This is a genomic window from Streptomyces sp. DSM 106670, from assembly GCF_055792845.1.
Map to the genome: position 1 here is coordinate 2,096,110 of NZ_CM147704.1, position 25,071 is coordinate 2,121,180.

The window sequence follows — 25,071 nt, forward strand, 5'->3', positions numbered from 1 at the left end:
CCGCTGAGCCCTCTCGTCGCGCGGCCGCTGAGCCCGGTCGTCGCGCGGTTGCGGAATCCGCTCGTCGCGCTCCTCGCCGCCCTGGTCGCCGCCTCGGCCGTGCTGCTCGGCGCGGGCAGCGCCGAGGCCGCCGGATACCGCTACTGGTCGTTCTGGCAGGGCAACGGCAAGAACTGGGAGTACGCCACCCAGGGGCCGTCGGTCCTGCGCCCGGACGACGGTACGGTCCAGGGCTTCCGGTTCGCCGTGAGCGAGGACTCGGGCGACGCCGACCAGCCGCGCCGCGCCCCCGACTTCGGGGCGATCTGCGCGGACACCCCGGCGGAGGACGGGAAGAAGCGGGTGGCGCTGGTGATCGATCCTGGTACGGCGGCGGACGCCCCGGACGGCGAGAAGCCGCCCGCCCCGCGCGCGGCCTGCGCGCAGGTCGCGCCGGACGCCAGCAGCGCGGAGGCGCTCGCCGCGGTGGCGAAGCCGCTGCGGTACGACAGCAGCGCCATGCTCTGCGCGATCTCCGGCTATCCGAAGTCGGGCTGCGGCGAGCAGGTGTCCGGCGACAGCGGCAGCGCGAAGCCGTCCGAGCCTGCGAAGACCGCCGACGGCCAGGAAAAGGGCGAGGAAGGCGACGGCGGCGGTCCTTCCGTCGGGCTTCTCGTCGGCATCGGCGCCGTCCTGTTGCTGGGCATCGCCGCCGTGGTCCAGGCCCGCCGCCGCCGGTGACCGCCTCCCCCGCCCCGGCCCCGGCCCGGCTGCTGCGCCGCGCCCTGCACGCCCCCGAGGCGGACCGCGGCAACGCGCTGCCCGCCGGGGCGTGGTGGCTGTGGGCGCTGGGGCTCGCCACCGCCGCGTCCCGGACCACGAACCCGCTGCTGCTCGGGCTGCTGGTCGCGGTGGCGGGGTATGTGGTCGTGGCGCGGCGCACGGACGCTCCGTGGGCCCGCTCCTACGGCGCGTTCGTCAAGCTCGGGCTGTTCGTCGTGGCGCTGCGGCTCGTCTTCTCCGTCTTCCTCGGCTCGCCGATCCCCGGTTCGCACACCGTCTTCGTCCTTCCCGAACTGCCCCTGCCGGACTGGGCGCAGGGGGTGCGGATCGGTGGCCGGGTCACCGCCGAGCAGCTCGTCTTCTCCCTCTACGACGGGATGAAGCTGGCCACCCTGCTGATCTGTGTCGGTGCGGCGAACTCGCTGGCCAACCCGGCGCGGCTGCTGAAGTCGCTGCCCGGCGCGCTGTACGAGGCGGGGGTCGCCGTCGTGGTCGCGATGACGTTCGCGCCGAACATGGTGGCCGACGTGGTGCGGCTGCGCACCGCGCGCCGGCTGCGGGGCCGGCCGACCGGTGGCGTCCGGGCCGTGGCGCAGATCGGGCTGCCGGTGCTGGAGGGCGCGCTGGAGCGGTCGGTGGCGGTGGCCGCGTCGATGGACGCGCGGGGGTACGGGCGTACGGCACAGGTCCCGGCCGCTGTCCGGCACACCACGAATGTGCTGACCCTGGGCGGGCTGCTCGGGGTGTGCGCCGGCACGTACGGGCTGCTGGCCGCGCAGGGGGCGGTGTACGGGCTGCCGCTGCTGCTGGCCGGTCTGGTCACGGCGATGGCCGGGCTGCGGCTCGGCGGGCGGCGCTCGGTGCGCACCCGCTACCGGCCGGACCGGTGGGGTGTGCGGGCCTGGCTGGTGGCGTGCTCGGGTGTGGTGGTCGCGGCGGCGATGATCTGGGCGGGGGCGGTGGATCCGGACGCGCTGCACCCCGGGGTCGTACCGCTGACCGCGCCGGTGCTGCCGCTGTGGCCCGCCGCCGCGGTGCTGGTCGGGCTGGTGCCCGCGCTGGTCGCCCCCGTACCGCCGTCGACCCGGGCGCACGGACAACCGGCGCATCGCAGCAAGGAGCAGGCGTGATCAGGTTCGAGCGGGTCTCCGTGCGGTACGAGGGCACGGAACGTCCCACGCTGTCGGGCGTCGACCTCACGGTGCCCGAGGGCGAACTGGTCCTGCTCGTCGGCCCCTCCGGTGTCGGCAAGTCGACTTTGCTGGGTACGGTCTCCGGGCTCGTCCCGCACTTCACGGGCGGACTGCTGTCGGGCCGGGTCACGGTGGGCGGTCGCGACACCCGTACGCACAAACCGCGTGAACTGGCCGATCTGGTCGGGACCGTGGGCCAGGATCCGTTGGCGCACTTCGTCACGGACACCGTCGAGGACGAGCTCGCGTACGGCATGGAGTCGCTCGGCCTGGCCCCCGACGTGATGCGCCGCCGGGTGGAGGAGACGCTCGATCTGCTGGGCCTGGCCGAGCTGCGCGACCGGCCGATCGCGACCCTGTCGGGCGGCCAGCAGCAGCGGGTGGCGATCGGTTCGGTGCTCACCCCGCATCCGAAGGTGCTGGTGCTGGACGAGCCGACCTCCGCGCTGGACCCGGCGGCGGCCGAGGAGGTCCTCGCGGTGCTCCAGCGGCTGGTGCACGATCTGGGCACGACCGTGCTGATGGCCGAGCACCGGCTGGAGCGGGTGGTGCAGTACGCGGACCAGGTCGTCCTGCTGCCCGCCCCGGGCGCGGCCCCCGTGATGGGGACGCCCGCCGGGATCATGAAGGTGTCGCCGGTCCGGCCGCCGGTGGCGGAGCTGGGGCTGCTGGCAGGCTGGGACCCGCTGCCCCTGTCGGTACGGGACGCCCGGCGCGCGGCGGGCGGGCTGCGGGAGCGGCTGGCGGATTCGGTGCCGCCGGGGGCCGCCTCGGACGCGGTGCCGGTGCGGACGGACGTTCCGCCGGGGTCGCCGGAGGTGCCCGGTCCGCCGGGGTCGCCGGAGGTGCCCGTTCCGGTCGCGGTCGAGCGGCCGCGGGCCGGCCGGTTGGCGCGGCTCCTGGGACGTGGGCCCGCCGCCCCGGCCACCCCGGCCGCCGCCGATCCGGTCACCCGGGTCGACGGGCTCGGGGTGCGGCGCGGCCGGGTCGAGGCGCTGCGGCGGGTGACGCTCACCGTGGCTCCGGGCGAGACGGTGGCCCTGATGGGCCGCAACGGGGCCGGCAAGTCCACGCTGCTCGGCGCGCTCGTCGGCATGATCGAGCCCACCGCGGGCACCGTGCGCGTCGGCGGCCTGGCCCCGGCCCGGACGGACCCGCGGGCGATGGTGCGCCGGGTCGGCCTCGTACCGCAGGAGCCGCGCGATCTGCTGTACGCGGACACAGTGGCCGCCGAGTGCGCGGCCGCCGACCGGGACGCGGGCGCGGCGGAGGGCACCTGCCGGGCGCTGGTGTCGGAGCTGCTGCCGGGCGTCGGCGACGACACGCACCCCCGGGACCTCTCCGAGGGCCAGCGCCTCGCGCTCGCCCTGGCGCTGGTGCTGACGGGCCGGCCGCCGCTGTTGCTGCTGGACGAGCCGACGCGGGGCCTGGACTACGCGGCGAAGGCCCGGCTGGTCGGCGTACTGCGGGGGCTCGCGGCCGAGGGGCATGCGATCGTCCTGGCGACGCACGACGTGGAGCTGGCCGCGGAACTGGCGCACCGGGTGGTGATCCTCGCCGACGGGGAGGTCGTCGCGGACGGCCCGACCGGGCGGGTGGTGGTCTCCTCCCCCGCCTTCGCCCCGCAGACGGCGAAGATCCTCGCCCCGCAGGAGTGGCTGACCGTGTCCCAGGTGCGCGGGGCGCTGGAGGCGGGCGCGTGAAGGCGATGCCGGAGGTACGGGAACGGGCTCCCCGGCCCGTGCGGCTCGGGCCGAAGTCGGTGGCCGTGCTGCTGCTGACCGGGGCCGTCGGGGTGGTCGCGTTCGGGTGGCCGCTGCTGGCGGACGCCGGGTCCGGGCTCGCGCACGCGCGGGACGCGCCCTGGCTGTTCGCCGCGCTGCTGCCGCTGCTGGTCGCGGTGGTGGTGGCGACGATCTCCGAGTCCGGGATGGACGCGAAGGCCGTCGCGATGCTCGGTGTGCTGGCGGCGGTCGGGGCGGCGCTGCGCCCGCTGGGGGCGGGCACGGCGGGCCTGGAGCCGATGTTCTTCCTGATGGTGCTGAGCGGCCGGGTGCTGGGCCCCGGGTTCGGGTTCGTCCTCGGCTCGGTGACCATGTTCGCCTCGGCGCTGCTGACCGGCGGGGTCGGGCCGTGGATGCCGTTCCAGATGCTGTCGATGGGCTGGTTCACCATGGGCGCGGGGCTGCTGCCGGGGCCGGACCGGCTGCGCGGGCGGGCCGAGTTGGCGATGCTGGCGGTGTACGGCTGCGTGGCGGCGTTCGCATACGGCACGGTGATGAATCTGCAGGGCTGGACGCTGATCACCGGTCTGGGGTCGGGGATCTCGTTCGTCGCGGGCGACCCGCTGCACGAGAACCTGGTGCGGTTCCTCGCCTACTGCGCGGCGACCTCGCTGGGCTGGGACCTGGGGCGGGCGGTGCTGACCGTGGTCCTGACCCTCACGCTCGGTCCGACGCTGCTGAAGGCGCTGCGCCGGGCCACCCGCCGCGCCGCCTTCGACGCGCGCGCGGCGTTCGGGGAGCCCGGGGCGTAAGGCCCCCGGCGTCCCCGGACGAGGCCGCCGGGGTCAGAGCCGCTGGATGATCGTGCCCGTCGCCAGGGCTCCTCCCGCGCACATCGTGATCAGCGCGAACTCCTTGTCACGGCGTTCCAGTTCGTGCAGGGCCGTGGTGATCAGCCGGGCGCCCGTCGCGCCGACCGGGTGGCCCAGCGCGATCGCGCCGCCGTTGACGTTGACCTTCTCCAGGCCGTCGAGGTCCGCCTCGAACTCCTGCGCCCAGCTCAGGACCACGGACGCGAACGCCTCGTTGATCTCGACGAGGTCGATGTCCCGCAGCGACATGCCGGCCTTGCCGAGCACCGCCCGGGTCGCGTCGATCGGACCGTCGAGGTGGAAGTGCGGGTCGGACCCGACCAGGGCCTGGGCCACGATCCGGGCCCGGGGCTTGAGCTTGAGGGCCCGGGCCATGCGCTTCGACGACCACATGATCGCGCAGGCCCCGTCCGATATCTGCGAGGAGTTGCCGGCGGTGTGGATCGCGCTCGGCATGACGGCCTTCAGCCCGGCGAGCGCCTCCATCGAGGTGTCGCGCAGCCCTTCGTCCCGGTCGACGAGCCGCCACATGCCCTGGCCCGCCGCCTGCTCCTCCTCGGTGGTCGGGACCTGGACGGCGTACGTCTCGCGCTTGAAGCGCTCCTCCGCCCAGGCGGCGGCCGCCCGCTGCTGGGAGAGCAGGCCGAGCGCGTCGACCCGCTCCCGGGTCAGACCGCGTTTGCGGGCGATGCGCTCGGCGGCCTCGAACTGGTTGGGCAGGTCGACGTTCCACTCGTCGGGCCAGGGCTTGCCGGGTCCGTGTTTGGAGCCGCTGCCCAGCGGCACCCGGGACATCGCCTCGACGCCGCAGCTGATGCCCACGTCGATGACCCCGGCGGCGACCATGTTGGCGACCATGTGGGAGGCCTGCTGCGAGGAGCCGCACTGGCAGTCCACGGTGGTCGCGGCGGTCTCGTACGGCAGGCCGACCGTCAGCCAGGCGTTGCGGGCCGGGTTCATCGACTGTTCGCCGGCGTGGGTGACGGTGCCGCCGACGATCTGTTCGACGCAGTCGGCCTGGATGCCGGTGCGGCCGAGAAGTTCCCGGTAGGTCTCACCCAGCAGATAGGCGGGGTGCAGATTGGCGAGTGCGCCTCCGCGCCTGCCGATGGGGGTGCGTACGGCTTCGACGATGACGGGTTCCGCGGCCATGAGCTCGTCCTCTCCTCGCGCTTCCGCAGGGGGCGTCCCGGCGCCCACGGAAGGAACTAGTACGCGTTCTAGTTCTGCAAGCAGTCTCGTGACGGCGGCCCGGCTGCGCAAGGGGCGTGCACGCACCGCACGCACGCCCTCCGGCGAGGCGACGGGCCGGAGGGCGGCACCGGGGGCAACAGATCCGGCCACGGCTCTTGCCACTTGTAGAACTCGTTACTACCTTGCGGGCACCTTCTGATGGTCCGTCAGGCAGCCGGGGAGACAGCCGAACCGGCCGGGCGGGGCGTCGGACGGTTCGCGATCAGATCCGGAGTGGAGAGGTGCCCATGCGCTGCCCCCATCTGCCCGACGGGTTCGACTTCACCGACCCCGATCTCCTCCAGGCCCGCGTGCCGCACCCGGAGTTCGCCCTGATGCGGGAGACCGCGCCGGTCTGGTGGTGCACCCAGCCGCCCAACATCTCCGGGTTCGGCGACGCGGGCTACTGGGTCGTCACCCGCCACGCGGACGTCAAGTACGTTTCCACGCATCCCGAGTTGTTCTCCTCGAACACCAACACCGCCGTCATCCGCTTCAACGAGACGATCAGCCGCGACCAGATCGACGTCCAGAAGCTCATCATGCTGAACATGGACCCGCCAGAACACACCCGGGTCCGCCAGATCGTCCAGCGCGGCTTCACCCCGCGCGCGGTGCGCTCGCTGGAGGCGGCCCTGCGCTCCCGGGCCCGCTCCATCGTCGAGACGGCCCTCGCGTCGGCGGACGCGGACGGCTCCTTCGACTTCGTCACGAACATCGCGGTGGAGCTGCCGCTCCAGGCCATCGCCGAGCTCATCGGCGTACCGCAGGAGGACCGTTCCAAGATCTTCGACTGGTCCAACAAGATGGCCGCGTACGACGATCCGGAGTACGCGATCACCGAGGAGGTCGGCGCCGAGGCGGCGATGGAGATCGTGGCGTACTCGATGAACCTGGCGGCGGCCCGCAAGGAGTGCCCGGCCCAGGACATCGTGAGCCAGTTGGTCGCGGCGGAGGGCGAAGGGAACCTGTCCTCCGACGAGTTCGGGTTCTTCGTGATCCTGCTCGCGGTGGCCGGCAACGAGACCACCCGTAACGCGATCAGCCACGGGATGCACGCCTTCCTCACCCACCCCGAACAGTGGGAGCTCTACAAGCGGGAGCGCCCGAAGACGACGGCCGAGGAGATCGTGCGCTGGGCGACCCCGGTGGTCTCCTTCCAGCGGACCGCCACCCAGGATCTGGAGCTGGGCGGGCAGCGGATCAGGAAGGGCGAGCGGGTGGGGCTGTTCTACTCCTCGGCCAACAACGACCCGGAGGTGTTCGACGCCCCGGAGGCCTTCGACATCACCCGGGACCCCAACCCGCACCTCGGGTTCGGCGGCGGCGGTCCGCACTTCTGCCTGGGCAAGTCGCTGGCCGTGATGGAGATCGACCTGATCTTCAACGCCATCGCCGACGTACTGCCGGATCTGCGGCTGCTGGAGGACCCGCGGCGGCTGCGTTCGGCGTGGCTCAACGGGATCAAGCAGCTTCAGGTGACCACGGCGGCAAAAACCTGACACCGGTACTTCCGGTACGCCGGCACGTCCGGCACACCGGTCCCGAGTGGCGGCACCGGCCGCGCGGGCGGACGATGGATGCGCGGCGATCCATGCCGAAGGGGTGCCGGGACGGTGGACGTCGTCCCGGCACCCCTTCGGCCTGCTCCCCCCTGCTGCCCTGCTGCCCTGCTGCCCTGCTGTTTACTTGCCGCCTGCGGCTTTCCCGGCCGGTACGGGCTCCGGATCGGCCTCGGGTTCCGCGGGCTCCGCGGACTCCTCGGGTTCCGCGCGTTCCGCAGGTTCCGCGGGCGGCTGTTCCACGGCTTCCGCTTCCGCCGCCGCTTCCCGGTCCCCGGTCACCAGCCTGCGCGGCCCCGACAGCAGATACGTCAGCCCGAAGCCCAGCGATACGACCAGGGCGCCGCCGGCCGCGTCGAGCACCCAGTGGTTGGCGGTGGCCACGATCGCGGCGATCGTGAAGAGCGGGTGCAGCAGGCCCAGCGCCTTCATCCACAGCTTCGGCGCCAGCATCACGATCACCACACCGCACCACAGCGACCAGCCGAAGTGCAGTGACGGCATCGCGGCGTACTGGTTGGTGACGGTGGTCAGCGTCCCGTAGTCGGGCTTCGCGAAGTCCTGCACCCCGTGGACGGTGTCGATGAAGCCGAGGCCGGGCATGAGCCGGGGCGGGGCCAGCGGGTAGAGCCAGAAGCCGACGAGCGCGAGCAGGGTGGCGAAGCCGATGGACGAGCGGACCCAGCGGTAGTCGGCGGGGCGGCGCACGTACAGCACGCCGAGGATCGTCAGCGGGACGATGAAGTGGAACGTGGAGTAGTAGTAGTCGAAGAATTCACGCAGCCAGGTGATCTGGACGACCGTGTGGTTGACCCAGTGCTCGATGTCGATGTGCAGCCACTGCTCGATGGCGTGGATCTGCCGGCCGTGCTCCTCGGCGAGCGGGCGGCCCGCCCGGGCGGCGAGGCGGACCTGGGCGTAGGCGTCGTAGACGACCCGGATCAGCAGGAGTTCCAGCAGCAGGTTGGGGCGGGTGAGGACCCGGCGCCAGAACGGCAGGAGCGGCACGCGTCTCCAGCGCGCCGCGACCGGTTTCGCGTAGTCGGTGGGGACCGGGTGCTGCCAGTACGGCGAGGTGCGGGGCAGGAACGGGGCGAGGCAGGCCGCGCCGAGCGCCACGAGGAGCAGCACGTTGTCGCGTACGGGGAAGAGCGGTTCGAGGTTCGGCAGGAGCATCGTGCCCGGCAGGGTGACGACCAGCACCACCACGGAGGGCCAGACCAGCCGGTCGGAGGCCTGCTTGCCGACCCTGCCGACGACCGCGAGGAGCACCCAGAGCAGCTGGTGCTGCCAGGCGGTCGGCGAGACGGCGACCACGACGCAGCCGGTCACGGCGACCGCGAGGAGCAGCTGCCCGTCCTGGGCGTACCGCACCGCGCGCCGCAGGCCGACGGCCACGACGGCGGCGGCGAGCACCAGGAAGAGGACGATCTCCAGCGGCCCTTCGAGGCCGAGCCGGAGCAGCGCCCCGTGCAGCGACTGGTTGGCCAGGCTGTCCGGCCGCTCGCCCAGCCCCGCGCCCGCGAGATGGTGCACCCAGTACGTCCATGAGTCCTTCGGCCCCGCGACCCACGCGACGGCCGTGGCGAGGACGAAGGTCGCACCCGCGCTCACCGACGCCTGCCGCCTGCCGGTCAGCCAGAGCAGGGCGGCGAACAGGAGCAGCACCGGCTGGAAGGCGGCGGCCAGACCCACGAGGACACCCGCCGCACGGTGCTCCCGCACGACGAAGCAGGCCAGCAGCACCAGCAGGACGGGCAGGATGCTGGTCTGGCCCAGGTGCAGGGCGTTGCGGACCGGCAGCGACAGCATGAACAGGCTGATCGCGACGGGGGCCGCGAGCAGGGCCGTCCGGCGGCCCACCGGTGCGGGCAGGGCGCGGGCCGCGACGATGCCGAGAGCGACGACGAGCAGCAGCGACCCGAACGTCCACACGACGCCCAGGGTCTGCTGGGCCGAGGAGGTGAGCGGTTTCAGGACCAGTCCGGCGAAGGGCGTCCCGGTGAACCGGCCGCCGTCGTACAGCGAGCCCGTCAGGTGCAGGACGCCGTTCTCCCCGATCCAGGTCTCCAGGTCGAGCAGCCGTTCCCCCGGTGGCTGCCGGAGCACCACCGCCACCTGCCGTACCGCCAGCGCGGCCGCGACCAGCCAGAGCAGGGCACGGGTCAGCCCGGTCCTCGCTCCCGCGTCCGCCGCCGCGTCACCGCGCACACTGTGATCCGCATTCACCACGCTGCGCCGACCCTCCCACCGTTCCATGCACCGCCCCTTCGATTGGAGGCGATGCCGGATGAAGCCTCGCATTGCCCTACGAGGTAGACACAATCAACCCCCTCTTTGCCTGACTGTCATCCTGCTGCGGTCCGGAAGAAGTCGTTCGCGGGGATGAGAAGGCGCCGGAGGCCTCAGGCGTTCGGGCCGGCGGCGGGGGCGTCCGCCTGCCAGGCGGTGAACAGCGGTACGTCCTCGGACCCGGCCAGCACGACGACGCCGAACGGGCGGTCGAAGGCGATGTGGTGCACCCGCTGCGGCCGGGGGGCGGCGCCCGCCGGCGCCATGGCGACCACCGTCACGGCGGCGGCCTCCACCCCTTCCTCGGCGACCTTCAGCACGGCCTCCTGGACCACGTCGGAGATGGTGAGCGGTTCGGGCGAGAGGCCGGAGAAGTCCGCGTCGTCGGAGGTGGCCAGCCGGATGCCGAGGGCGGGCAGCTGCCGGGTGACGGCCACCCGGGTGCGCAGCGCGAGCCTCGGCAGCCCGATGGTCACCCGGTCGGTGTCCAGCGGAGCGCCCGCGGCCCGGGGCGCCCAGCCCGCGGGCAGCACCCGGCCGGCCCCGGCGCCCGGCTTCCCGAGGACGAGTCGGACCCGGGCTCCGGGGCGGACGTCCGGTTCCGGTGCGCAGCGGAGCTCGACGACGTACGCTCCGCCGGTCGTCCAGGCGTCGGACAGCGGCACGTACGCGAACATGGTCGGCACCGGGGTGACCGCCCCGGCCGCGTCCGTGAACGGCAGGTCCTGGGTCCGCCAGGCTTCGAACGGCTTCTCCCAGCGGGCCTTCAGCGCCAGCACGTTGACCAGGGCGAGGAGGATCTCGTCGGTGATCTCCAGCGGCAGCCGGTCGATCAGCCCTCCGGTGGCCTCGCGCACCCAGGCGTCGACGGCCGCCGGGTCCATCGGGCCGAAGCGGACGTCCGGCAGCGCCTCCCGGTACGCGCGCAGCACGGGCACCCGGCTCCAGACCCGGGTGGCCACGCCCAGCGCCCCGGTCTCCGCCAGCTCGCGGGCGACCGCCGTGACGACCGGCGCGGCCTCCTGGTCCGCGGTGCCGAGGAGGGCCCGCAGCTCGGCGGCGGTCGCGCCGCGCGCACCGGCGGCCACGGCGGCCAGGGCGAGCCACAGCCCGGCGGGCGAGCACACGAAGCCGGTGCCCGGCTCCGTACGGTTGCCCGGCTCCGTACGGTTGCCCGGCTCTGTACGGTCGCGTCCTTCGCGGCCCTCTCCTGCCGTGTGGCCCTCTCCCGCCGTCGCGGCGGCCATGCCGTCCTGTATCCAGCGTTCGGCGAGACGCTGGATCGCTCCGGTGGTGGACTCCGTGGATCCCGTGGCCACATCCGTCACTGCTGCCCCCTCCATATGAATGGCGTCGTCATTCGGCCGTACGGCGGCGAGAATGCCCCGCATGACCTGGACCGTGACCGCCGAACGATACGACTCCCCCGACGCGAGCGCACTGCGCCGGGACTACTACGACGAGGTCGCGAGCCGCTACTGGCAGCGGCCCGCCACCGCCGAGGAGATCGCCGACGGACTCGCCGACGACGGCGCCGACCTGCTCGTACCGCCGACCGGGCAGTTCGTCGTCGGCCGGTACGGGAGCAAGGCCGCGAGCTGTGCCGGGCTGGTGCTGACAGAGGCGGCCGGGCCGGGTACGGCGGAGTTGACGCGGGTGTACGTGCGGCCGGCGTTCCGGGGCACGGGCGGCGGCGGGCTGCTGCTGGCCGCGGTGGAGGAGGCGGCGAGGTCGTACGGCGTACGGCTGCTGCGGCTGGACACCCGCAACGACCTGGTCGAGGCGCGCGGGCTGTACACGAAGCACGGGTACCGGGAGGTGCCGGCGTTCCACCGCCGCAACCCGTACGCGGAGCACTGGTTCGCCAAGGAGCTGTGACCCGGCCCGCCATGACGTGCCGGACCGTGCCTCCGTGGGTGGCAGGTCTGGCGGGCGGGTCAGGCGGGCGGGTGAGGGTGGCCGGGGTCGTCCTGGTCGTCGAGGGCGCGGCGGTGGGCCTCGCGCTCGTCGGGGCGCAGATGCGCCTCGTGGTCGCGGGGAGGCGTCGGGGAGTGCGGGCGCTCCCTGGTCGAGCCGCTGACCTCGGCGGTCAGTTCGCTGACGAGTTTGACCAGGTCGGTGGGGCGTTCGGGGCCCCACCAGTCGCCGAGGAGCTCGGCGAGGGAGTCCTCGCGGGCCTGGGAGAGGTGGACGACGGCCTCGGCGCCCGCGTCGGTGAGGATCATCTGCAGGCCCTCCCGGCGGGCCAGTCCGCGTTCCTCGACCTGCCGGGCCGCGTCGGTGATCACATGCAGCGGTACGGGAGCGGTCTCGGCGAGCCGGGCGGGTTCGACGGTGCCGTGCCGCTTGATCCGCAGGAGCAGCCAGCTGGCCGCGGGCAGCAGGTCGTACCCGGCCCGTGCGGTGATCTTCTCGTAGATCTCGCGGCGGCCCTCCCGGGTGGCGAGCACCGACAGCGCGCGGGCGCACTCGTCGTACGAGGAGCGCTCGACGGGGTTGGAGGCGAGGGTCTGGCCGGCGTCGGGGGCGGTCACCGAGCCCCGGAGCTTGTCCTCACGGAGGAACCAGGCGAGGACGAAGGCCAGGAGGACGACCGGGACGGCGTACAGGAAGACGTCCGTGATGGAGGTCGAGTACGCGCCGAGGATGCCGGGCCGCAGGTCGGCGGGGAGCTGTCCGATGGCCCGGGGGTCGGCGGCCAGCCGCCCCGCGTCGACGCCCGGCGGCAGTGACTGTCCGGCGAGCGCGTCCGTGAGCTGGCCGGTCAGCCGGTTGGCGAAGATGGTCCCGAAGATGGCCACGCCGAACGCGGAGCCGATGGACCGGAAGAACGTGGCGCCGGAGGTGGCGACGCCGAGGTCCTGGTACGAGACGGAGTTCTGGGCGACCAGGACGAGGACCTGCATCACCAGGCCGAGACCGGCGCCGAAGACGAAGAAGTAGGCGCTCATCAGCCAGGTGGAGCTGTTCTGGTCGAGGTTGTGGAGCAGCAGCAGACCGACGGCGGTGAGGGCCGTGCCCGCGATCGGGAAGACCTTCCAGCGGCCGGTGCGGCTGACGATCTGGCCGGAGCCGGTCGAGGTGATCAGCAGACCGAACACCATCGGCAGCATGTGCACGCCGGACATCGTCGGGGTGATGTCGTGGACCACCTGGAGGAAGGTCGGCAGGTAGGTCATCGCGCCGAACATGGCGAAGCCGATGACGAAGCTGATCACGGCGACGAGGCTGAAGGTGCGGATCCGGAACAGTTTCAGCGGCAGGACGGGTTCGACCGCGCGCCGCTCGACGGCGATGAACGCCACGAGCAGGACGACGGCGAGCACCGCGAGCGCGATGATCTGCGGGGAGCTCCAGGCCCAGGTAGTACCGCCGAGGGAGGCGACGAGCACCAGGGCGGTGGCGACGGACGCGATGAGGAAGGTGCCGAGGTAGTCGATGATGTGCTTCTCGCGGCGGACCGGGATGTGCAGGACGGCCGCGATGACGACCAGCGCGACGACGCCGATCGGCAGGTTGATGTAGAACACCCAGCGCCAGCTGAGGTGTTCGGTGAAGAAGCCGCCGAGGAGCGGTCCGAGGACGCTCGTCACGCCGAAGACCGCGCCGAAGAGTCCTTGGTACTTGCCGCGTTCGCGCGGGGTGACGAGGTCGCCGACGATCGCCATCGACAGCACCATGAGTCCGCCGCCGCCGAGCCCCTGGAGGGCCCGGAATCCGATCAGCTGGGGCATGTTCTGGGCGATTCCGCAGAGCGCGGAGCCGATCAGGAAGATCACGATCGCGGTCTGGAAGAGCTTCTTGCGGCCGTACTGGTCGCCGAGCTTGCCCCACAGCGGGGTCGCCGCGGTGGCCGCCAGCAGATAGGCGGTCACCACCCAGGACAGATGGTCGAGTCCGCCCAGCTCGCTGACGATCGTCGGGAGCGCCGTGGAGACGATGGTCTGGTCGAGTGCCGCGAGCAGCATGCCGAGGAGCAGCGCCCCGATCGCCACCAGGACGCTCCGGTGGGACTGTCCCTCACCGGGGGCCGGGGGTGGCGGGCTCAGCTGCTGGGCCATGGGCGTCGTCTCCTCGATCCGCTGGACGCACGGATCCGGTCCGATCCCGATCCGATCCGCTACACCCCCATCCTGGACGTTTCGTTCTGTTATGGCCTGTTATGTACTGCCGAGGGCGGACCGAGCCCCGGCAGCCCGTTGGGCTTCCCCGGGGCGGGCTGCATAATCGCAGGCAGTTCAAGGGGAGGGGACCCACGATGACCGGACACGCATGCCCGGAGTGCGGAAGACGGACGGCCGGGGAGCCCGGCACGGAGCACCGGGTGCCGTGCCGGTGCGGCGCGGGCGCGGATTCCGCGCCGCTCACGGGGGACGAACAGCGGGCCGCCCGTACGGCGGAGATCGCCGCGGCCGAGGACTTCGACCCGCTGCGCATCCGGCCGTACGTGACGTTGACGGACCTCGACGCGAGGGCGGGCGGGGGTGGACTTGACGGCCTTGCGGAGTCGGGGGGTGCGGCCGCTTCGAGTGAGTCGGGGAACTCTGGGGCTTCTGGGTCTTCCGGGGCGGCGGTTCCTGCTGGCATCCCGAGTGCTCCGGGTGCTCCGGGTGCCGCGGAGACCACGATGCCGCTGTTCCTGGGCGATGACGGCCCGGACGCGGGCGTAGGCACGGTTACGGGTACGAGTGCGGGCACGGGTACGGGCGCGGGCACGCCTGCCGGGCCGGGGAGCCGTAGACGTTCCGCGGCCGCGGAGCCGGTCTTCGCTCCCGACCCCGTGCAGCCGCGCCGCAGGCGACCCTTCGGAGCCCTCGCCGTGGGGGCGGCCGTGGCCGCGGTGGTCGGTACGGCGGCCTTCGCCGGCGGGCTGTTCGGCGGCGACGACAGCCAGGACGAGGCGCTGCCGGAGGCCACCACGAGCGTCCCGGACACCGAGGACGAACCGGCCGCGTCGGTCGCCCCGTCGCCCTCAGCGTCGGCCGCTCCGTCCCGTACCCCGTCCGCCTCGGCCACTCCGTCCGCCTCGCCGTCCGCGTCCGCCTCGCCGACAAGGAGCCAGGAGCCCACCCCGACCGCCACCGCGTCCGCCCCGCCGACGGCGAGCGCGTCGGCCGCCCCGGGCGGCGGTGGCGGCGCGTCCCCGGCCCCGCCGTCCGAGGCCCCGCCCGCCGAACTGGCCGGCCCCTCGCTGCGGCCCGGCGACCGGGGCCCGGAGGTCGCCGAGCTGCAGAACCGGCTCATGGAGGTGTGGCTCTACGCGGGCCCGTCCGACGCGAACTACAACGACCGGGTGGAGAACGCCGTGGCGATCTACCAGTCGTACAAGGCGATCCAGGGCGACCCGGCGGGCGTGTACGGGCCGAACACCCGGCGCGCGCTGGAGGCGGAGACGAGTGGACGCGGACGCCGCTGAGCGCGGCCGCCGGGCGGGGGGATTGGCGTTCCGGGCGCGGTTTTTGTATCGTGATGGAACAAAGTAGCTCCCGCCCGCACTCCCTGACCGGCGGGCGGGGGTTGCTCTGGTACGGGACACGCATGCGGAACACCTCGTACCGCACACCCACGTACCGCACCGCCTCACGGCCCGCGTACGCCCCGCCCCACGGCACGCGCACCCGGGCTGTTCGTACACCTCCCCGCGTTCTGGAGCAGCCGATGCCGGCCACCGTCCTCACCGCACAAGCCCTCCTTCTCGACATGGACGGCACCCTCGTGAACTCCGACGCGGTGGTGGAGCGCTGCTGGCGGCAATGGGCGGTCGAGCACGGGCTGGACCCCGAGGCCGCGCTCAAGGTGGTGCACGGCCGGCAGGGGTACGCCACGATGGCCGTGCTGCTCCCGGACCGCCCGGTGGAGGAGAACTACGCGGACAACCGGCGGATGCTCGCCCAGGAGACCGCCGACGTCGAGGGCGTCGTGCCGATCGGCGGCGCGCCCGCGTTCATGACCGCGATCGCCGAGCTGCCGCACGCACTGGTGACCTCCGCCGACACCGCGCTCGCGACGGCCCGGATGGGTGCGGCCGCGCTGCCGATGCCCGCCGTCCGCGTCACCGCCGAGCAGGTCGGCGCCAGCAAGCCGGACCCCGAGGGCTTCCTCAAGGGCGCGGCGGAGCTGGGCTTCGACGCGGCGGACTGCATCGTGTTCGAGGACTCCGAGGCGGGCATCGCGGCGGGCCGGGCGGCGGGCATGCGCGTCGTGGGCGTCGGCCCGCGCGCGGCGGCCCTCGCGCCGGACGCGCACGTCGAGGACCTGACGCAGGTACGGGTGGAGGCGGCCGAAGACGGCTCGATCCGCCTGCACATCAGCGAGGCCTGAGGCTCTCCCGGTCCGGGCGCAGGCCGGGGCCGCTGCGCCGGCCTCGGAGTTCAGTCCCGGTGCAGCAGCCCGCGCGCGACCAGTTCCAGGACCGTCGCGACGGCCATCACCTGGACCGCCATCAGCGCCACCAGGACGAACAGCTGCACGGCGCCCGCCTCCACGGGTGAGGCGCCGCCCAGCAGCATGCCCACGAACGCCCCCGGCAGCGTGACCAGCCCCACCGTCCGGGTCTGATCGAGCCCGGGCAGCAACGCGTCCGACGCCGCCGGCCGCACGATCTCCAGCCGGGCGTCCCGGTCGAGCAGCCCGAGGGCCATGCCCGCCTCCACCTCGCCGCGCCGGGCGGTGAGTTCGTCCAGGGCGCGCCGTCCGGCGAGCACGGTCGCGGTGAGCGCCCCGCCGATGAGGATGCCCGCCACCGGAATGAGCGCCAGGCCCCGGACCGGCACGAGCCCGGTGAGCAGCAGCGCCCCCACCACGGGAAGCACGCTCACCCCGATCGGCACGGCCGCCCAGCGCCAGGTGCGGTTGCCGGTGATCCGGCGTCCGGCGGTCCACACCGCCACCGCGAACATCAGCGCCACGAACCCGAGAAGCGGCGCCAGGGACCGGACCACCCAGCCGATGAGCAGGGAGACGGCGGCGAGTTGGGCCGCCGCCCGCACCCCGGCGACGAGAATCTCGCGCGACCGGCCCAGCGAGGCCCACGCGGCGACGGCGGCGGCAAGGACCAGCAGGACGGCGAGGACGACACCGAGCGTGAGGGAGACCGGAAGCAGCACGCGGCAACGATAGAGCGAGCCGCACCCGCCCCGGCCCCATCACCACCCGGCCCCCTGGGGGGCGTACCCGGGACCCCGCACGCCCCCGTCCCCCGATCCAACCTCCAACACCACCCGGACAAACCACCCGTGATGGATCCGCGCGCTCCCGCGATCCATCACTCCCCTTGCACACCCCTTGATGTGACGTGCACATGTCGCCACTCTGTTACCTGACGCCCACCCCACAGAAACCTGGCGTCGCCACGATGGCCGGGCCACACCACCGCCCGCCCACGCACCCCCCACGTCAAGGGAGTTCGCATGTCCGGTATCTACGCGCGTCGCCTCTCCGTCGTCGCGGCGACCGCCGCACTCGCCGCCTCGTCCGCCCTGCTCGCCGCCCCCAACGCCCAGGCCGCCATGCCCACCCCGGTCAGCGCGGCGACCGCACGCACCTACCTCGGCCAGCTCACCGTCGGCGCCGAGGGCTCGTCCAGCGGCTACAGCCGTGACAAGTTCCCGCACTGGATCACCCAGTCGGGGGCCTGCAACACCCGTGAGGTCGTCCTCAAGCGCGACGGCACCAACGTCCAGCAGGACGCCTCCTGCGCCGCGGTCAGCGGCAGTTGGTACTCGCCCTACGACGGCGCGACCTGGAGCGCCGCGTCCGACGTGGACATCGACCACATGGTCCCGCTCGCCGAGGCCTGGCGCTCCGGCGCGAGCAGCTGGACCACCGCCCAACGCCAGGCGTTCGCCAACGACCTGACCCGCCCCCAGCTCATCGCGGTCACCGACAACGTGAACCAGTCCAAGGGCGACAAGGACCCGGCCAAGTGGATGCCGCCGAGCTCCTCGTACAAGTGCACCTACGTCCGCGCCTGGGTCCACGTCAAGAAGCACTACAACCTGAGCGTGGACTCCGCCGAGAAGAGCGCCCTGCAGTCCGCCCTGAACGGCTGCTGACCCGCCGGAACCCGTGCGCGGCCCTTCCTCGTTCTGTACGTTACGGAGCCCATCCGTGACGGCGTAGCGAGGAGACATCACATGGCCGGACTGCGCCTGGGTCCACTGCTGCGGTACGTCGACTGGGAGACCGGGTCCACCGCGACCGTCTGGGTCGAGGCGAGCCGTCCGTGCACCGTGGAGGTCCGGTGCGCGGACGGCGCCTCGGGGTCGTCGCCGACCTTCGCGGTGGCCGGGCACCACTACGCCCTGGTGGTGGTGACGGGTCTGACCCCCGGCTCCACCACGGCGTACGAGGTGCTGATCGGCTCCCGGCGCGTCTGGCCGCCCGACGACGCCCGCCTCCCGCCGAGCACCATCACCACACCGCCGGTGGCGACGGCGTCGACCACGGCCACGGCGGACGGGGCGGAGAGCGCCGAACCGCCCGGCGTGCGGATCTCGTTCGGGTCGTGCCGCTGGGCCGCCGCTCCCGGCGGCGGACACGACCCCGTGGGGCCGGACGCCCTGGTCACGCTGGCCGCCCGGCTCGCGGCGGATCCGGCGGCCGAGCGGCCCGACGTGCTGCTGCTCCTGGGCGACCAGGTGTACGCGGACGAGACCTCGGCGGCGACCCGGCGCAGGCTCGCCGCCCGCCGGGATCTGCGCGAGCCGCCGGGCGCGGAGATCGCGGACTACGAGGAGTACACCTACCTCTACGACGAATCGTGGCGCGACCCGGAAGTGCGCTGGCTGCTCTCCACCGTGCCCAGCTGCATGATCTTCGACGATCACGATGTCATCGACGACTGGAACACCAGTGCCGCCTGGCAGCGGGACATGCGCGCCACACCCTGGTGGCACGAACGGATCGTCAGCGGGCTGATGTCGTACTGGGTCCACCAGCATCTGGGCAACCTCTCCCCCGCCGAGCTGGCCGCCGACCCCCTGTACGCGGCGGTCAGGGCATCGCCCGACGGCACCGAGGCGCTGCGCCGCTTCGCCGCCGAGACCGACGCGGATCCCGCCCGGACCCGGTGGAGCTACCGGCGTGTTTTCGGCCGAGTACGGCTGGTGATGGTCGACACCCGCGCGGCCCGGGTCCTGGCCGAGGAGCAGCGGGCGATGCTCGACGCCGAGGAGGCCGGCTGGCTGCGGGAAGCGGTCCTGGACGACCCGACTTCATACGATCATCTGCTCATCGGCAGCTCGTTGCCGTGGCTGCTGCCGCCGCTCGTCCACGACGCGGAACGCTGGAACGCCGCCCTGTGCGCGGGCGTACGCGGGCGACGCTGGGCGCGGTTCGGCGAGAAGCTGCGCCGCGCGTCCGACCTGGAGCACTGGGCCGCCTTCCCGGAATCCTTCGACCGGTTCACGGAGTTGCTGCGGGAGGCGGGAAGCGGTCCGCACGCCCCGGCGACGGTATGCGTCCTCTCGGGCGATGTGCACCACGCCTACATCGCCGAACCCCGGTGGCCGGACACCGGGCCCCGCCGACCGGACACCGAGCCCGGCCCCGGAAGCGACTCCGGAGCCGATGCCACCGCCGGCTCCGGGGCCGCCCCGGCCTCCCGCGTCCTCCAGCTGACCTGCTCCCCCGTGCACAACTCGATCCCGCGATCCATCCGGACGGGCTTCCGATTCGGCTGGAGCCGGGCGGGCCGGTGGATCGGCCGGGCGCTGAACCGCCACGGCCGTACGGGAGCGCCGCCGGTGACCTGGGGCAGGGCGGGTGGGCCGTGGTTCGGTAACCAGCTCATGACGCTGACGTTGCTTGGCCGGAAGTCTGCGCTGACATTGGTGCAGGCCACAGCGGGCAGAGAAGGGGCCCAGCTAGAGACGGTTCTTGAGCGTTCACTCACCCCTGAGGGTGAGGCGGTTTCCAGCCACTCGACGGAATGTTGAAGTTGCAAGCACTGGTGAGGTTTCCCTAACCTGAGGCGCTCGGTCGGTTTACGTCCCCACCACAACCGAAGGAGCCCACCCCCCATGCTCATCCGCTTGAACCAGGCACAGCCCTACGCGCTCAGCCTCTTCCGCTTCGTCGTCGGCCTGCTCTTCGCCTTCCACGGCGCCGCCACGCTCTTCGGAGTGCTGGGCGGCAACCAGGCGGAGACCGGCGCCTGGCCCGGCTGGTACGCCGCCCTGATCCAGCTGGTCTGCGGTTCCCTGGTCGCCCTCGGCCTCGGCACCCGTGCCGCGGCCTTCCTCGCCTCGGGATCGATGGCGTACGCGTACTTCAAGGTGCACCAGCCCGAGGCGTTCCTGCCGATCCAGAACGGCGGAGAGGCGTCGGCGATGTTCTGCTGGGCGTTCCTGCTGCTGGTCTTCACCGGCCCGGGAGCCGTCGCCCTCGACCGCTTCTTCGGTTCGCGCGGCACGACGGCCACCGCCGAGGACCCGGCCCGGCGCGAGCAGGCCCCGGCCGTCCCGGTCTGACCGGCGGTCCGCCCACCCGCCCCTCTCCCGGAGCCCCGCGTTCCGGCGCCGACCCGGCGCGCGGTGAGACTCCGGAGGAGGGGCGGAGCCCCCGTCACACCCTCCCGGCGGGCCCGAACGGCACCGTGAAGCAGGCCGCCCGCTCCCCCGCACCGCCCTGCCGGTCGTGAATGATCACCGACCGCGCCCCGCCCTCCCGGAAGTCCCAGCCGTGCAGGGCCTCCGCCCGGCCATCGCCGTCCTCGTCCGTCCGGAAGTCCAGCCACACCTCGTTGACCGGGTCCGCGGTCGCCGCCGGACGGTGCTGGTAGTGAGGTCCGGCCGCCGCGGGATCGGCGCCACAGGGCGAGGTGTGCACATGCATCCCGTACGCCCGGCCGGGCACGAGCCCCCGCAGCCGGGCCCCGACCCGGGTGCCGGACGGGTCCGTGAACTGCGTGACCTCGATCCGCGCGCCCGCCGGCACCAGCCGGGTGTCGTACGTCAGCGCGTCCGACGGGACGAAGGAACCGGGCGGGGAGAACACCCCTGCGGCCCGCATCCACGAACTGCCGCGCGCCGTGGCGCCGTCATCGCTGCGGCTCGGGTCCCCGCCTCCACCGGGTTCTCCACCGCCGCTCGGCTGCTGCGCCGGGATCCCCACCGCAGGGGCCCCGTGCGCCCCGTGCGCACCGTGGCCGCCGAGCGCCACGTCGTCCGTCGCGTGGGCGACGCCGACGCCGACGCCGCAGACCAGCGTCAGCAGAGCCACCGTGCCCGCCAGCACCCCCGGGACCCGCGGCACGTCCGTCCTCCGCCGCCGCCCGGAATGCGGGTGCGACGGCCCGTGTCCCGTCCGTACCATCCATGCCGTCATGCGCTGCTCCTCGCTCGTACCGGCCCTCGTGCCGGTCGTTCATCCCTCCTAACGGGCGCATGGCCTCCAGGTGTACGTGACCTGCACAACATCACCCGCCCTGGACGAGGCCCCGGGAACCCTCACGCGTACGCTGTACAGCTGAACCTGCCGCCCCTGCCGCTCCCCTGCGACGTCGCGGCGTTGACACGATCGGGGAGTAGTAGACGGTGCTAGAGAGTGTGGCCGCGCTGACCAGCAGCCCATGGATCTACGCGGTGGTCGCCCTCTCCGTTCTCCTGGACGTCTTTCTGCCCCTGCTGCCCAGCGGCGTGCTCGTCATCACGGCCGCCACGGCGGCCGCGGCCGGCTCCACCACCGTCAGCGGCGGGGGCACCGGAGGGCAGGTCCCCTCGCTCGTCGTGCTGATCCTGTGCGCGGCCACCGCCTCGGTCCTCGGCGACCTCGTCGCGTACCGGCTCGCCTGGCGCGGGGGCGACCGGCTGGACCGGGCCATCGCCCGCTCCCGGCGTCTCAGCACCGCGCAGGAACGTCTCGGCGCAGCCCTGAGCCGGGGCGGCGGCGCGCTGGTGATCATCGCCCGGTTCGCTCCGGCGGGCCGCTCCGTGGTCTCCCTCGGCGCGGGCGCCGCCCACCGCAGGAAGCGGGACTTCCTGCCCTGGTCCGCGCTCGCGGGTCTGGCCTGGGCGGGTTACAGCGTGGGGCTCGGCTACTTCGGCGGCCGGTGGCTGGGCTCGACGTGGTTCGGCACGGCCGTTTCGGTACTGGCCCTGTTCGTGGCGGGCGCGCTGGCCGCGTTCGTGGTGAAGCGCCCGGCGACGCGGACGGCGACACCGGCCGGGATCCCGGCGGAGGCGGCGAAGACGCCGCTGCCCGCGCAGACGGACACCGAGACGGAGATCGGGACAGCAGCGGAGACCGGGGCGGGGAAGGGGACACCGGCAGTCGGGCCCGGCGGCCCGGCACCCGTGGGTACGCCCGCTCCGGCCGCCCCCTGAACCGAGGGCAGTCGCGCGGCGGCGGGGCTCAGCCCTTGGCCGCGCCCCGTATCTCCAGACCGTCGAGCAGCTTCATCGTGGCTGCGGTGATCTCGTCGACGGCCCGGTCGAAGACCTCACGGTTGTGCGCGGCGGGCGCGCGGAACCCGGAGACCTTGCGTACGTACTGAAGGGCGGCGGCCCGCATGTCCTCCTCGGTGGCCTCTTCGGGGAGGGCGGGCGGGCGGAGCGTCTTGATGCTGCGGCACATGTCTCCAGTGTGGACCGCCCCACTGACAACGGACACCCGTCGCCGTCGCCGCCCGCCGTCCCGGCCGGTTCAGCTCCGTACCAGGTCGCTCGGGTTCGACCGGTCGGTGCACAGGGCCCAGATCACGAAGCTGTCGATCGCGATGGTGACGATGGCCCAGACCGGGGTGTACGGGAGCCACATGAAGTTGGCGATGAGGTTCAGGGAGGCGAGGGCGACGCCCGCCGCGCGGGCCCAGGTCGCGCCCTTGAGGATGCCCCAGCCCACGAGGATGAGGATCACGCCGAGGACGAGGTGGATCCAGCCCCACGAGGTCACGCTGAACTTGAAGACGTAGTCGTTGATCCGCGTGTAGACGTCGTTCGAGGCGATCCCCGCGATGCCCTTCAGTACCCCGAGGATGCCGTCGACGAAGAGCAGGACACCGGCGAACACCGTTCCTCCGGCCGCCCACCCGCTGCCGGTGTATCCGCCCGGACGCGGGTCGGCGGGGCGCGAGGCGCCGGGTGTGCTGGGCTGCGACATGAGGACTCCTTGGTCGGAACAGACGCCGGGCGCCTGCTGTCCTGACCTGCCCCGGCGGTGCGGGCAGATCAGCTCCGACGTTCCTCGCGGCCCTCGCGCGAAGCCACCTGGACGCACCCGTTCGGGTGATGTGTCACGGCGCGCTGACCGTCACGATGCGACCTTGGGCGTCGACGGTGAGGGCCACGCGCTCGACCCGGTTGACGAGGGCGACGCCGGCCCACACGATCCCCCACACCAGGCACGAGAAGACGGTGAGGAAGGCGTGCAGCACATGGTTCACCGGCTGCCCGCGCACCAGCACCACCTGGCTCCCGGAGCGCGACTCGACGCGCCAGCCGCTCGCGATGCGCCGGCTCACCACCCAGTCCAGGATCAGCGTGCGCTGCGCCGCGTCGGGGGGCTCGGCCCCGGCCACGTAATACCCGGGCGGCGGTTCGATCGAGGCGCTCTCGCGTACCGTACGACGACGCTTCACGGGATCACCCCCAGGTGTCGAGGTCGCCGCCGCGCCATTCGATCAGCCCGGGCCGGTCCAGCTCGACGACCTTGTCGGGCCCCGGGGCGAACCCCGCGGCCCGCAGCAGCGCGGCCACCTCGCCCCGCCCGTGCGCCAGGCCGACGATCTGGCCGTGCACGGTGACCCGCCGCCCTCCGGTCGCGGAAGGCGGATAGACGATCACGGGCGGGTGCTCGGCCATGCCTCCACGGTGCCTTGAGCACTGCCCCCGCGCATCCCGGGAGGCGGACCGCCCGCCCCGCGCCACGGAACCGCCCAGGCGCGGCCCGACGTCCCCGCCCACGTTCGTACGATCATGAACCGCGACGGAGGGCCCGCCCATGACGACAACGACCGCTGCCCGCTACCTGTACGTGACCCGGCACGGTCAGGCGTCCGCCGACGAGACCACGCTGACGGACGCGGGCCGCCGTCAGGCCGCCCTGCTCGGGGAGCGGCTCCGCGGGGCCCCGATCACCGCGATCCACCACGGCCCGCTGCCGCGCGCCGAGCAGACGGCGAAGCTGATAGCCGAGCGGCTCCCGGGCGTTCCCCTGGTGCCCTCCGAACCGGCCGGCGACTACCTCCCGTACCTGCCGCCGCGGGAGGAGCTGCCGCCGGAGTCGGCCGACGAGACGCTCGCCCGGCTGGCCGGCTTCCCGGCGGCGGAGCGCGAGCTGGGTCCCGGGCTGGCCGAGGAGGCGCTCGCACGGTTCACGGGCACGGTCGAGGGCGACGAGCCCCGCCATGAACTCCTCGTCACCCACAACTTCCTGGTCGGCTGGCTCGTCCGGGCCGCGCTGGAGGCCCCGAAGTCGCGCTGGCTGGGCGTCAACCACGCCAACGCGGCGCTGACCGTGATCCGTTACGCGCCCGGCCGCGCGCCGGCCCTCCTCCTGTTCAACGACACCGGGCACCTGCCCGCCGAACTCCGCTGGACCGGCTTCCCGCCCGAACTGCACATCTGAGCGGAGACGGGCGGAGGCGACGACTCAAACACCGCGCCCGGGCCCGGGCCTCCCGACCATCGACATGAGCAGCTCATGCGTCCCGGCGTCGGCGGCCACGACGAGGCCCCGGCCGCCCGGCCCGGCCGGGGCGCCGTCGATGCCGGTGACGACACAGCCGGCGGCCCGGCACAGAGCGATCCCGGCGGCGAAGTGGACGCTTCCGCTCAGGTCGCCGCCGTCGGTGACGTAGGCGGCCCGCTTGCCGGCCGCGACCCAGGCCAGCGCGAGCGACGTGGAGACGACGCGCGGGCGGAAGTGCTCGATGAACCCGGGGTGGGCCAGCAGGTCCACCGCCCGGAATCCGGGCGCACCCGGGAAGGGCGGATCGAGGTTCACGTCGACCAGCCGGGTGTCCGCCGTGGGCGCCAACGGCTCGTCGCCCTCGGCCCCGGACCGCACCCAGGCGGTCTCTCCGTCGGTGAGGAAGACCTCGCCGCTGAACGGATCGGCCACGGCGGCCGGGCCGTCGCGCAACGCCACGTTGACGGCGACCAGTTGGGAGCCGACGGCGTAGTTGAGCGTCCCGCACAAGGGGTCCACCAACCACTCCCGCCCCGCACCGACCGCACCCCGCCGGCCCCCCTCCTCACCGTGCACCGCGTCCTCGGGCCGGGCGGCGCGAAGGATGTCGAGGACGGCCTCCTCGGCCGCCACGTCGACATCGGTGGCGAAGTCCCCGGCGCCCTTGTCGATACGGGAGTGGAGCTGCCCGTACCGGGCGCGCACGACCGCCGCCCCGGCCAGCGCCGCGGCGGCGGCCGTCTCGGTGTCGGTCAGCCCGGCAGGTGAGTCGATCATGAAGAGCAGGCTAGCGGGGTCCCCC

General features: G+C 73.3%; 24 protein-coding genes. 13 read left to right on the top strand and 11 right to left on the bottom strand.

Annotated elements, in window-relative coordinates; all coding sequences use genetic code 11:
- Window positions 1-3: 3 nt before the first annotated feature.
- The 4 genes from ACSMXR_RS09225 to ACSMXR_RS09240 are packed head-to-tail and all read left to right on the top strand — an operon-like array spanning window position 4 to window position 4,491.
- Window positions 4-720 (top strand): SCO2322 family protein, encoded by a 717-nt coding sequence (locus ACSMXR_RS09225; RefSeq protein WP_473172361.1) that lies wholly within the window; start codon window positions 4-6, stop codon window positions 718-720.
- Window positions 717-1,892, top strand: coding sequence for an energy-coupling factor transporter transmembrane component T (locus tag ACSMXR_RS09230; RefSeq protein ID WP_473171610.1), 1,176 nt, complete (start codon window positions 717-719; stop codon window positions 1,890-1,892). Before ACSMXR_RS09225 ends, ACSMXR_RS09230 begins: the two co-directional genes overlap by 4 nt.
- Window positions 1,889-3,658 carry an ABC transporter ATP-binding protein gene (locus tag ACSMXR_RS09235; RefSeq protein ID WP_473171611.1) on the top strand — a complete coding sequence of 590 codons (1,770 nt, stop codon included), beginning with the start codon at window positions 1,889-1,891 and terminating at the stop codon, window positions 3,656-3,658. The genes ACSMXR_RS09230 and ACSMXR_RS09235 overlap by 4 nt, the downstream gene beginning before the upstream one ends.
- Window positions 3,659-3,663: 5 nt before the next feature.
- On the top strand, window positions 3,664-4,491 hold the full coding sequence (locus tag ACSMXR_RS09240; protein ID WP_364882042.1) for an ECF transporter S component: 828 nt from the start codon (window positions 3,664-3,666) through the stop codon (window positions 4,489-4,491).
- 33 nt (window positions 4,492-4,524) lie between these two features.
- Here the strand turns inward: ACSMXR_RS09240 and ACSMXR_RS09245 are convergent, their stop codons facing one another.
- Window positions 4,525-5,703 carry a steroid 3-ketoacyl-CoA thiolase gene (locus tag ACSMXR_RS09245; RefSeq protein ID WP_012381129.1) on the bottom strand — a complete coding sequence of 393 codons (1,179 nt, stop codon included), beginning with the start codon at window positions 5,701-5,703 and terminating at the stop codon, window positions 4,525-4,527.
- A gap of 329 nt (window positions 5,704-6,032) precedes the next feature.
- Here ACSMXR_RS09245 and ACSMXR_RS09250 point away from each other — a divergent pair, with 329 nt between their 5' ends.
- Window positions 6,033-7,286 (top strand): cytochrome P450, encoded by a 1,254-nt coding sequence (locus ACSMXR_RS09250; protein ID WP_473171612.1) that lies wholly within the window; start codon window positions 6,033-6,035, stop codon window positions 7,284-7,286.
- Between the two features lie 183 nt (window positions 7,287-7,469).
- On the opposite strand, the gene ACSMXR_RS09255 is transcribed toward ACSMXR_RS09250, so the two are convergent.
- Window positions 7,470-9,605, bottom strand: a complete 2,136-nt coding sequence (locus tag ACSMXR_RS09255; RefSeq protein WP_473171613.1) for a bifunctional glycosyltransferase 87/phosphatase PAP2 family protein — start codon at window positions 9,603-9,605, stop codon at window positions 7,470-7,472.
- A gap of 146 nt (window positions 9,606-9,751) precedes the next feature.
- Window positions 9,752-10,966, bottom strand: a complete 1,215-nt coding sequence (locus tag ACSMXR_RS09260; protein WP_473172362.1) for a serpin family protein — start codon at window positions 10,964-10,966, stop codon at window positions 9,752-9,754.
- 61 nt (window positions 10,967-11,027) lie between these two features.
- Here ACSMXR_RS09260 and ACSMXR_RS09265 point away from each other — a divergent pair, with 61 nt between their 5' ends.
- Window positions 11,028-11,516, top strand: coding sequence for a GNAT family N-acetyltransferase (locus ACSMXR_RS09265; protein ID WP_137235254.1), 489 nt, complete (start codon window positions 11,028-11,030; stop codon window positions 11,514-11,516).
- Between the two features lie 59 nt (window positions 11,517-11,575).
- On the opposite strand, the gene ACSMXR_RS09270 is transcribed toward ACSMXR_RS09265, so the two are convergent.
- Window positions 11,576-13,699 carry an MDR family MFS transporter gene (locus ACSMXR_RS09270; RefSeq protein ID WP_376187299.1) on the bottom strand — a complete coding sequence of 708 codons (2,124 nt, stop codon included), beginning with the start codon at window positions 13,697-13,699 and terminating at the stop codon, window positions 11,576-11,578.
- 263 nt (window positions 13,700-13,962) lie between these two features.
- Between ACSMXR_RS09270 and ACSMXR_RS09275 the strand changes: the two genes are divergently transcribed.
- Together ACSMXR_RS09275 and ACSMXR_RS09280 are read left to right on the top strand one after the other, a co-directional pair.
- Complete coding sequence (locus tag ACSMXR_RS09275; protein WP_473172363.1) at window positions 13,963-15,054, top strand: peptidoglycan-binding domain-containing protein; 1,092 nt, start codon at window positions 13,963-13,965, stop codon at window positions 15,052-15,054.
- Window positions 15,055-15,296: 242 nt separating this feature from the next.
- Window positions 15,297-15,959 carry an HAD-IA family hydrolase gene (locus tag ACSMXR_RS09280; RefSeq protein WP_137235257.1) on the top strand — a complete coding sequence of 221 codons (663 nt, stop codon included), beginning with the start codon at window positions 15,297-15,299 and terminating at the stop codon, window positions 15,957-15,959.
- A 50-nt stretch (window positions 15,960-16,009) separates the two neighbouring features.
- Here the strand turns inward: ACSMXR_RS09280 and ACSMXR_RS09285 are convergent, their stop codons facing one another.
- Window positions 16,010-16,744 (bottom strand): ABC transporter permease, encoded by a 735-nt coding sequence (locus tag ACSMXR_RS09285; protein ID WP_218527682.1) that lies wholly within the window; start codon window positions 16,742-16,744, stop codon window positions 16,010-16,012.
- 303 nt (window positions 16,745-17,047) lie between these two features.
- Between ACSMXR_RS09285 and ACSMXR_RS09290 the strand changes: the two genes are divergently transcribed.
- The 3 genes from ACSMXR_RS09290 to ACSMXR_RS09300 all read left to right on the top strand — a co-directional run bounded on the left by ACSMXR_RS09290 (window position 17,048) and on the right by ACSMXR_RS09300 (window position 20,110).
- Window positions 17,048-17,692 (top strand): HNH endonuclease family protein, encoded by a 645-nt coding sequence (locus ACSMXR_RS09290; protein ID WP_137235259.1) that lies wholly within the window; start codon window positions 17,048-17,050, stop codon window positions 17,690-17,692.
- Window positions 17,693-17,773: 81 nt separating this feature from the next.
- A complete protein-coding gene (locus tag ACSMXR_RS09295; protein ID WP_473171614.1) occupies window positions 17,774-19,576 on the top strand; it encodes an alkaline phosphatase D family protein in 1,803 nt (600 codons plus the stop codon).
- Window positions 19,577-19,660: 84 nt separating this feature from the next.
- Window positions 19,661-20,110 (top strand): DoxX family protein, encoded by a 450-nt coding sequence (locus ACSMXR_RS09300; RefSeq protein ID WP_137235261.1) that lies wholly within the window; start codon window positions 19,661-19,663, stop codon window positions 20,108-20,110.
- A gap of 94 nt (window positions 20,111-20,204) precedes the next feature.
- On the opposite strand, the gene ACSMXR_RS09305 is transcribed toward ACSMXR_RS09300, so the two are convergent.
- Complete coding sequence (locus ACSMXR_RS09305; protein ID WP_473171615.1) at window positions 20,205-20,966, bottom strand: superoxide dismutase family protein; 762 nt, start codon at window positions 20,964-20,966, stop codon at window positions 20,205-20,207.
- Between the two features lie 209 nt (window positions 20,967-21,175).
- On the opposite strand from ACSMXR_RS09305, the gene ACSMXR_RS09310 reads away from it, so the two are divergent.
- Window positions 21,176-21,964, top strand: a complete 789-nt coding sequence (locus tag ACSMXR_RS09310) for a DedA family protein (protein ID WP_473171616.1) — start codon at window positions 21,176-21,178, stop codon at window positions 21,962-21,964.
- Between the two features lie 28 nt (window positions 21,965-21,992).
- Here ACSMXR_RS09310 and ACSMXR_RS09315 read toward each other — a convergent pair whose 3' ends face one another.
- From ACSMXR_RS09315 to ACSMXR_RS09330, 4 genes are all read right to left on the bottom strand, one after another.
- Entirely contained in the window at window positions 21,993-22,214 is a 222-nt protein-coding gene (locus ACSMXR_RS09315) for a DUF2277 domain-containing protein (protein ID WP_030075838.1), read from the bottom strand.
- A 69-nt stretch (window positions 22,215-22,283) separates the two neighbouring features.
- Window positions 22,284-22,739 (bottom strand): DUF7144 family membrane protein, encoded by a 456-nt coding sequence (locus tag ACSMXR_RS09320; protein WP_473171617.1) that lies wholly within the window; start codon window positions 22,737-22,739, stop codon window positions 22,284-22,286.
- A 133-nt stretch (window positions 22,740-22,872) separates the two neighbouring features.
- The gene (locus ACSMXR_RS09325; RefSeq protein WP_030075834.1) at window positions 22,873-23,217 is read right to left on the bottom strand and encodes a DUF8108 domain-containing protein; all 345 of its coding nucleotides are present in this window, start codon (window positions 23,215-23,217) and stop codon (window positions 22,873-22,875) included.
- A 4-nt stretch (window positions 23,218-23,221) separates the two neighbouring features.
- Window positions 23,222-23,440 (bottom strand): hypothetical protein, encoded by a 219-nt coding sequence (locus tag ACSMXR_RS09330; RefSeq protein WP_006124168.1) that lies wholly within the window; start codon window positions 23,438-23,440, stop codon window positions 23,222-23,224.
- Window positions 23,441-23,579: 139 nt separating this feature from the next.
- On the opposite strand from ACSMXR_RS09330, the gene ACSMXR_RS09335 reads away from it, so the two are divergent.
- Window positions 23,580-24,206, top strand: a complete 627-nt coding sequence (locus ACSMXR_RS09335) for a histidine phosphatase family protein (protein WP_364881976.1) — start codon at window positions 23,580-23,582, stop codon at window positions 24,204-24,206.
- A gap of 24 nt (window positions 24,207-24,230) precedes the next feature.
- Here ACSMXR_RS09335 and ACSMXR_RS09340 read toward each other — a convergent pair whose 3' ends face one another.
- Window positions 24,231-25,046: an inositol monophosphatase family protein gene (locus tag ACSMXR_RS09340; RefSeq protein WP_137235267.1), complete on the bottom strand. Its 816-nt coding sequence runs from the start codon at window positions 25,044-25,046 to the stop codon at window positions 24,231-24,233.
- Window positions 25,047-25,071: the final 25 nt, after the last annotated feature.

Coding starts and splice junctions, on each gene's coding strand:
- ACSMXR_RS09240 (WP_364882042.1), top strand. CDS start 3,664: ATGCCGGAGGTACGGGAACGGGCTCCCCGGCCCGTGCGGCTCGGGCCG.
- ACSMXR_RS09245 (WP_012381129.1), bottom strand. CDS start 5,703: ATGGCCGCGGAACCCGTCATCGTCGAAGCCGTACGCACCCCCATCGGC.
- ACSMXR_RS09250 (WP_473171612.1), top strand. CDS start 6,033: ATGCGCTGCCCCCATCTGCCCGACGGGTTCGACTTCACCGACCCCGAT.
- ACSMXR_RS09255 (WP_473171613.1), bottom strand. CDS start 9,605: ATGGAACGGTGGGAGGGTCGGCGCAGCGTGGTGAATGCGGATCACAGT.
- ACSMXR_RS09265 (WP_137235254.1), top strand. CDS start 11,028: ATGACCTGGACCGTGACCGCCGAACGATACGACTCCCCCGACGCGAGC.
- ACSMXR_RS09270 (WP_376187299.1), bottom strand. CDS start 13,699: ATGGCCCAGCAGCTGAGCCCGCCACCCCCGGCCCCCGGTGAGGGACAG.
- ACSMXR_RS09280 (WP_137235257.1), top strand. CDS start 15,297: ATGCCGGCCACCGTCCTCACCGCACAAGCCCTCCTTCTCGACATGGAC.
- ACSMXR_RS09290 (WP_137235259.1), top strand. CDS start 17,048: ATGTCCGGTATCTACGCGCGTCGCCTCTCCGTCGTCGCGGCGACCGCC.
- ACSMXR_RS09295 (WP_473171614.1), top strand. CDS start 17,774: ATGGCCGGACTGCGCCTGGGTCCACTGCTGCGGTACGTCGACTGGGAG.
- ACSMXR_RS09300 (WP_137235261.1), top strand. CDS start 19,661: ATGCTCATCCGCTTGAACCAGGCACAGCCCTACGCGCTCAGCCTCTTC.
- ACSMXR_RS09305 (WP_473171615.1), bottom strand. CDS start 20,966: ATGACGGCATGGATGGTACGGACGGGACACGGGCCGTCGCACCCGCAT.
- ACSMXR_RS09315 (WP_030075838.1), bottom strand. CDS start 22,214: ATGTGCCGCAGCATCAAGACGCTCCGCCCGCCCGCCCTCCCCGAAGAG.
- ACSMXR_RS09320 (WP_473171617.1), bottom strand. CDS start 22,739: ATGTCGCAGCCCAGCACACCCGGCGCCTCGCGCCCCGCCGACCCGCGT.
- ACSMXR_RS09330 (WP_006124168.1), bottom strand. CDS start 23,440: ATGGCCGAGCACCCGCCCGTGATCGTCTATCCGCCTTCCGCGACCGGA.
- ACSMXR_RS09335 (WP_364881976.1), top strand. CDS start 23,580: ATGACGACAACGACCGCTGCCCGCTACCTGTACGTGACCCGGCACGGT.
- ACSMXR_RS09340 (WP_137235267.1), bottom strand. CDS start 25,046: ATGATCGACTCACCTGCCGGGCTGACCGACACCGAGACGGCCGCCGCC.